Below are 1636 nucleotides of genomic sequence, written 5' to 3' on the forward strand. Positions count from 1 at the left end.
CCCGCCACCGCCCCGGTCTGGGTCCGGCTGGCGACCTACTACTTCTTCGGCGACGGCACGGTGACCGAGAGCTTCTGGTACTGGAACCGGTCCACCGTCGTCGGGGCCGCCGGCACGGGCGTCCGGACGACCGGCTGCACCGGCCACGACTGCGAGGTACGGACCGCCGCCGGGTTCCAGCCCGGTGGCGTCGTGAAGTCCCTGAGCGGCACGTACACCAACTCCGGTGGCAGCATCACCATCACCTGGAGCGGGAACGTCCAGGAGACCTGGGCGGTCAGCCAGCCCGCCAGCGACCTGGCCCGGCTCGACTTCGTCAGCTCCAACTACGGGGTCACCGTCGGCTGGGGCTTCGGCAGTTCCGCCTCGAACGACGCGTACACGCCGGTCAGCAACATCCCGCTGACCCAGTACACCGGCCGGTACGCCGGCTACAGCGGCAGCACCGGTGCCGCCGGCCCCAGCGGGATGGACCTCCGGTCGTTCGCCCGATGCAACGGGAACTGCCTGAGCTGGCTCAGCCCGCCGACCGCCACCTGTTCGTCCTGCCCGAACGGCGCCACCTCCGCCCCGATCCGCTACTACCTCGCGGGAGCGGGACGGCGGAACTTCTACGAGCACTGGTGCACCTGCCTGACGTCGAGCACCTGCTACACCGGTGGCTCGCACCGCAAGCCGCAACTCCAGGTGATCGGTGACACCGGGACGTTCCACGGGTGGGTCGGCGTGGAGGCGTCCAACTCCACGGCGGACACCGGCTACTTCGCGGTGCACTTCCACGTGAACGTCTGACCGCCCGGCCCAGGTCACGTGGGCGGACGCTGAACCGCCCGCCCACGTGGCCGGAGGGCGGTCACACCTCAGGGCTCAGCGGGAATGGACCGCCCGCAGCGCCCGGTAGGCACCGGCCGGGTCGGGTGGCAGGTCGTCACCCCGTCGGGCGAGTTGACGGACGTCGTCGAGCAACTGCCGGGACTCCGCCTCGCTGAGTTCGTTGTCGGCCTGCTGGTCGCGGCTCATTCCCCGTTCGAGCCAACGCTCGACGTCCGACCAGCTCCGCCAGTCGCCGCGACGGTAGACGACCTCGACATCCGACTGCTGGTACCGCATGTCGGCCTCCTTCGTGTCGGCTTCGCGCGGTTACCCGGTGCGGAGCAGGCCGAACGTCTCGGCCGCTGCAGGAGTGTGGGCGGGGAGTGCCCGGGTAGCCCCGCTGGGTGAGCGACTGGCGGAACCTCCTGGTCCCCGACACACCGCTGTGGGAGATCGCGCTGCGGGGGACCGCCATCTATCTGAGCATCTTCTTCCTGCTGCGCGTGCTGCTCAAGCGGGAGAGCGTCCGGATGGAGTCCGAGGGTCACTTCAGTGTGATCACCCGCGATGGTGACGGACCATCCGGTCCGGGTACCGGATGAGGCTGGCGGTCTCGCACCGCTCCCGGCCACGCCGGAACGCGTCGCGGGCGACAATCAGCGAATGGACAGGGTGGTGGCGGTGCTCGCCGGGTTGCCGCCCGTCCTCGTCCTGATCCTGGTGTTCGTCCTGCCGGCGCTGGAATCCTCGACCCCGCTCGGACTGGTCGTACCCGGCGAGGTGGCGATCCTGGTCGGTGGGCTGGTGGCGCACGGCGGTGCGC

Annotated in this window: 2 protein-coding genes and 1 pseudogene; 2 read left to right on the forward strand and 1 reads right to left on the reverse strand. The window is 70.2% G+C overall.

Features of this window, described 5'->3' with window-relative positions:
- On the forward strand, positions 1-792 hold a 792-nt coding region (locus GSF22_RS33435; RefSeq protein ID WP_208817896.1), incomplete at its 5' end, for a hypothetical protein.
- Positions 793-867: 75 nt separating this feature from the next.
- Here GSF22_RS33435 and GSF22_RS33440 read toward each other — a convergent pair.
- Positions 868-1110, reverse strand: coding sequence for a hypothetical protein (locus GSF22_RS33440; protein ID WP_208817897.1), 243 nt, complete (start codon positions 1108-1110; stop codon positions 868-870).
- Between the two features lie 107 nt (positions 1111-1217).
- Here GSF22_RS33440 and GSF22_RS35270 point away from each other — a divergent pair.
- A pseudogene (locus GSF22_RS35270) lies at positions 1218-1337 on the forward strand (DUF421 domain-containing protein); the annotation flags it as partial.
- Positions 1338-1636 lie beyond the last annotated feature (299 nt).

This window comes from Micromonospora echinofusca, assembly GCF_017614955.1.
In the GTDB taxonomy this organism is placed as follows: domain Bacteria; phylum Actinomycetota; class Actinomycetes; order Mycobacteriales; family Micromonosporaceae; genus Micromonospora; species Micromonospora echinofusca_A.

Excerpts from the sequence above, each read along its gene's own strand:
- GSF22_RS33440 (WP_208817897.1), bottom strand. The coding sequence starts at position 1,110 with ATGCGGTACCAGCAGTCGGATGTCGAGGTCGTCTACCGTCGCGGCGAC.